General features: G+C 73.8%; 5 protein-coding genes. All 5 read right to left on the bottom strand.

Translation table 11 applies throughout. From position 1 onward, the window contains the following. Positions 1–143 precede the first annotated feature (143 nt). Positions 144–1,493 carry a CpaF family protein gene (locus C6N75_RS28085; protein WP_105871668.1) on the bottom strand — a complete coding sequence of 450 codons (1,350 nt, stop codon included), beginning with the start codon at positions 1,491–1,493 and terminating at the stop codon, positions 144–146. Between the two features lie 40 nt (positions 1,494–1,533). Then, the gene (locus tag C6N75_RS28080) at positions 1,534–1,914 is read right to left on the bottom strand and encodes a TadE/TadG family type IV pilus assembly protein (RefSeq protein WP_105871667.1); all 381 of its coding nucleotides are present in this window, start codon (positions 1,912–1,914) and stop codon (positions 1,534–1,536) included. Further along, positions 1,911–2,318 (bottom strand): TadE/TadG family type IV pilus assembly protein, encoded by a 408-nt coding sequence (locus C6N75_RS28075; protein ID WP_258177655.1) that lies wholly within the window; start codon positions 2,316–2,318, stop codon positions 1,911–1,913. Before C6N75_RS28075 ends, C6N75_RS28080 begins: the two co-directional genes overlap by 4 nt. A 263-nt stretch (positions 2,319–2,581) precedes the next feature. After that, positions 2,582–3,823: an AAA family ATPase gene (locus C6N75_RS28070; RefSeq protein WP_105871665.1), complete on the bottom strand. Its 1,242-nt coding sequence runs from the start codon at positions 3,821–3,823 to the stop codon at positions 2,582–2,584. Between the two features lie 43 nt (positions 3,824–3,866). Further along, positions 3,867–4,595: a Flp pilus assembly protein CpaB gene (gene cpaB / locus C6N75_RS28065; protein ID WP_105871664.1), complete on the bottom strand. Its 729-nt coding sequence runs from the start codon at positions 4,593–4,595 to the stop codon at positions 3,867–3,869. Positions 4,596–4,632: the final 37 nt, after the last annotated feature.

The raw sequence follows: 4,632 nt of genomic DNA, 5'->3' as shown, positions 1-4,632 counted from the left end.
GACAGAAAGATGCAGAGAGGACGAAAAGTTACAAGCTGCATCCTTATGGTCCTTACACGAGCAGCAGAAAGTGGTGTAATGTATACGTAAGCGTCAGCAGCAGAGAATTCATAGAGGTGCCCGGGCAGGTGAGTGTTTAAGTGTTAAGCGAGGGTCGGGGGGGGGCGCAGGGCCAGTTGGGCGTCGGAGTGGGCGACGCCGAAGGCGGCGGGGACGGACTCGCCCTGGAGGTGGAGGCGTTCGGCGATGCGGCGGGGCAGCGGGTGGTGGACGAAGTGGCCGTGCACCCGGCCGTCGGGGGCGATGGGCTGGGCGGCGAAGTGGCTGACGGTGGCGATGCGGTACTCCTCGCGCCCGTGCGAGTCGACGACGGCGACCTCGGTGATCCGGCGGGCCCCGTCGGCGTGCCGGGTGAGCTGCACGATGACGTCGACGGCGCTGTTGATCTGGTCCTTGATGGCGGCGAAGGGGACCTCGACCTCGGACATCGAGCCGAGGGTCTGGAGCCGCATCAGGGCGTCCTCGGCGCTGTTGGCGTGCACGGTGGCCAGTGAGCCGTCGTGGCCGGTGGACATGGCCTGGAGCATGTCGAGGGTCTCGCCGCCGCGGACCTCGCCGACGATGATCCGGTCGGGCCGCATGCGCAGCGAGTTGCGGACCAGGTCGCGGATGGTGACCCGGCCCTTTCCCTCGACGTTGGGCGGGCGGGCCTCCAGGGTGATGACGTGGGCCTGCTGGAGCTGGAGTTCGGCGGAGTCCTCGATGGTGACGATCCGCTCGTCTTCCGGGATGAGCCCGGACAGGGAGTTGAGCAGGGTCGTCTTGCCGGTGCCGGTGGCGCCGGAGACGATCACGTTAAACCGGGCGCGGACGAGGCCGGCCAGCAGCATCACCAGGTGTTCGTCCAGGGTGCCGAGGGCGACCAGCTCCTGGAGGGTGAAGGCGCGCGGGAAGCGGCGGATGGTGAGGATCGGGCCGGTGAGGGAGAGCGGCGGGATGATGACGTTGACCCGCTCGCCGGACGGCAGCCGGGCGTCGACCATCGGGTTGGACTCGTCGACGCGGCGGTTGACGGTGGACACGATCCGCTCGATGGTCTGCATGAGCTGCTCGGTGGAGGAGAACCGCATGGGGAGCTGCTCGAGGCGGCCGCGCCGCTCGACGTAGACCTGCTCGGGGCCGTTGACCATGATCTCGCTGATCGAGGCGTCTTCGAGGAGCGGTTCGAGGATGCCGAGGCCGAGGGCCTCGTCGACCACCCGGCGGATGAGCTGGGAGCGTTCGGTGGAGGAGAGGACCGGGCCCTCGCGGCTGATGATGTGGCCGAGGACGCGTTCGAGCCGGGCCCGGCGCTCGGCGGCGGCCAACGCGGACATCTCGGCGAGGTCGATCTCCTCCAGGAGCTTGATCCGGTAGACGCCGACCAGGTGGTTCTCCTCGCCCCGGTCGCCGACCGCCGGCTCGGGCGCGGCGATGCGTGCGCGCAGGCTCATGTCCGTTGCCCTCCTGGGTGTCCTCCGGTGCGGTGCACGGTCACTCGGCCGGGTCCGGGGCGGTGACCGGCATGGTGGTGGTGCGGGTGGCGGCGGGCAGACTGAACAGCGGGATGACGGACGGTATCCGTACGGTGGCGGTGGCCGTCACCTGGTCCGCGCCGGCCCCGGACGGGACGGCGACCCGGGGGTCCAGCCAACTGCTGGCGGCGGCCGCGCCGGCCGCGCCGCCGTCGCCGCCCTGGGAGGCGACCCTGGCCCCGGCGCGGGCGGCGGTGCCGGCCTGCTGGACGGCGTAGGCGGCGATGCCGAGCTGTACGGCGGCGAGGGCGGCGATCAGCAGGACCGCGACCCAGCCGGCGAACTCCAGGGCGGCCTGGCCGTCGTCGCGTCCGCGCGGTGGCCGTTCGGTGCGGGTCACGGGGTGTCCGCCTCCTCGCTGGCGACGGCCGCGTGGCCGGTGATCTCGATCGGCACGTCGAAGCCGGGGAAGAGCACGGGGGTGTTCATGCGGACGGTGGCGGTGTACAGGTCGCCGCCCTCCCCGCAGGCGGCGCCGGCGGTCCAGGCGCCGGGGACGGCCTCGGTGGCGGCGGCCTGGCAGGCGCCCGCGCCGGACACCGCCCCGGCCCGCGCGCCGGCGTCGGCGGCGTTGCCGGCGAGGGAGAAGGTGTAGCCGACCAGGGCGGTCTGCCAGAGCAGGGCGATAGTGCCGAGGACGACCGGCATCATCCCGGTGAACTCCACGGCGAGCTGCCCCCGGTCGCCGCGAAGGGCCTTGAGCGGCCCCACCCGGAGCGCCCGGACGCCACGAGGAGGCCGCACCGGCCGGTCCCCCCGAAGGGCCCTGAGCAGCCCCACCCGGAGCGCCCGGACGCCACGAGGAGGCCGCACCGGCCGGTCGCCGCGGAAGGCCTTGAGCGGCCCCACCCTCGGCGCCCGGACGCCGCGGGAAAACCGCACCGGCAGGGGCCGGGGCGACCCGGACCCGCCGAACAACCGGGGCGGCCGGGGGCGCGCGCCGCGCCGCGCCCGTCCGGGCGCCCGGTCACCCGCGGTCGGCCCGGCGGCTCGTGCCGGGGCCGCGCTCACCGGTGCCTCCCCCGGCGCAGGCCCAGCGAGCCTCGGTCGCCGCGCGGGCGGGCGGGGGCGGTGTCGGCGGCCCGGACGACGCCGAGTTCGGCGGCCAGGGTCCACAGTGCCTGTTTCACCGTCGACTTCGCCTCCAGGTCCTGCATCCGGCCGGCGTCCACCACCGGCTGGAGCTCCTTGAACTGCGCGGGCACGGTGGTGCGGGCGACCTGGGTGCCGGTGATCCGGGCGACCAGGGGCGGCTGGATCTCGGTGGCCCGCACGTGCCGGTTGACCACCGTGACGGTCTCCTCGGCCTTGCGGATCTGGAGCCGGTCCCAGAGCCGGACCATCCGCTTGGCGGCCCGGACGGCGACCACGTCGGGGGTGACGACGAGGACGGCGGTGTCGGCCATCTCCACGGCGGCCGCGTTGGCGGTGTCCATGTGGGTGCCGCAGTCGACGACCACCACCTCGTGGCGGGTGCGCAGGGCGCTGAGGACCTGCCGTACGGAGCGGTCGGTGACGTCATCGCCGCGTTCGCCGTCGCCGGGGGCGAGCAGCAGCGCCAGGCCCGAGGGGTGGGCGTACATGGCGTCCTGGAGCACCCGGGGGGAGATGTCCTGGATGGCGGCGAGGTCCACCACGGAGCGGCGGAACTGCACGTCCAGGTAGGAGGCGACGTCGCCGGACTGGAGGTCGAGGTCGACCAGGGCGGTGCTGTGGCCGGCGGCGCGGGCGGCCAGGGCGAGCTGGACGGCGGTGACGGTGGCGCCGACGCCGCCCTTGGCCCCGGCGACGGCGACGACCGTGCCGCCGGGTCCGGTGAAGGTCTCGCCGCCCTGGCCGAGGTGGCGGCGCACCCCGGTGGACCAGCCCGCGGCGGACTGGACGCGCTGGGCCAGCTCCTCATACGACAGCGGCAGGCCGACCAGGCCGCGCGCGCCGGAGTCCATGGCGGCGGAGTACAGGCCGGGGCTGGTGTCGCCGGTGACCAGGACGACGCCGACCGCGGGGAAGCGGAGGGCGACCTCGCGGATGAGTTCCAGCGCGGGGACGGGGCCGATGCGCTCGTGCACCAGGACGACCTCGGGGAGGTCTTCGAGGGAGTCGGCGGCGAGGCGGGCGAGGGTGTCGATCAGGGAGGTGGAGTCGCCGACGGGCCCGACCGGTTCGGCGTCCGGGAGCTGGCTGAGCAGGGTGGTCACGGAGCGGGCAGCGTCGGCGTCCCCGACGGCCGGCAGGATGCGGGTGCTCATCCGGCCCTCCCTGCTGGGTCTGGGGTCATCATCCGGGCGGCCCTCACTTGTTCTTGTCCTCGTCGAGGGTGTAGGTGCGCTCGCCGGGGGCGACGGCGGGCGGGCCGTCCTCGGGCAGCAGGGCGAGCCGGACGTGTTCGGCGAAGGACTCGGCGTAGGCGACGCGCTGGGCGTCGGCGGTGGTCAGGGCGAAGGTGATGGGGACGGCCTCGCGCTGGCCGACGGTCCGGCCGGCCCCGCCGGACTGGCGGGCGTCGATGGGGGTGAGCTTGCCGACGTCGATGACCCGGGCGCCGGCCACGATCAGCCGGGACTCGGCGACCGCCTTGTCGCCGCGCCCCTCGTCGTCGAAGGTGGCGTAGATGTTCACCGAGGCCCCGGCGGTGATCTTGCCGGCCACGCCGGTGGCGGCGTCGATCATGATGGCGATCTCCTGCTGGCCGGCCTGGAGGGCGGGGCGGTCGGCGACCATGTCCCGCTGGAGCAGCGAGCCCTTCTTCAGGTCGGCGACGGCGATCTTGCCGTTCAGGGTGGACAGGTCGGTCACCGCGCCGGCGGAGAGCCACCGCTCCGGCATGCTGATCCGCTCGAACCGGTCGGGGGTGAGCGGGGTGTACGCCGGGACGTCCGCCTTCACCCGGTACGCCCGGACCTCGGGCCCCACCTTGGAGTTGACGTCGCCGATGACGAAGACCACCCCGGCGAAGGCGGCCAGGGCGCACACCACCGAGAGGACCAGCAGGACGACACCGCGGCGCTGACGTGAGTTCATGGGCGGGGCAACCTCGGGAGGACGGGGAAGGCGGGGG

The sequence above is a fragment of the Streptomyces solincola genome, from assembly GCF_002982015.1.
GTDB classification, from domain to species: domain Bacteria; phylum Actinomycetota; class Actinomycetes; order Streptomycetales; family Streptomycetaceae; genus Streptomyces; species Streptomyces solincola.
The sequence above is the reverse complement of the archived record's forward strand: the minus strand, read 5'-3'. Positions and strand labels throughout refer to the sequence as shown.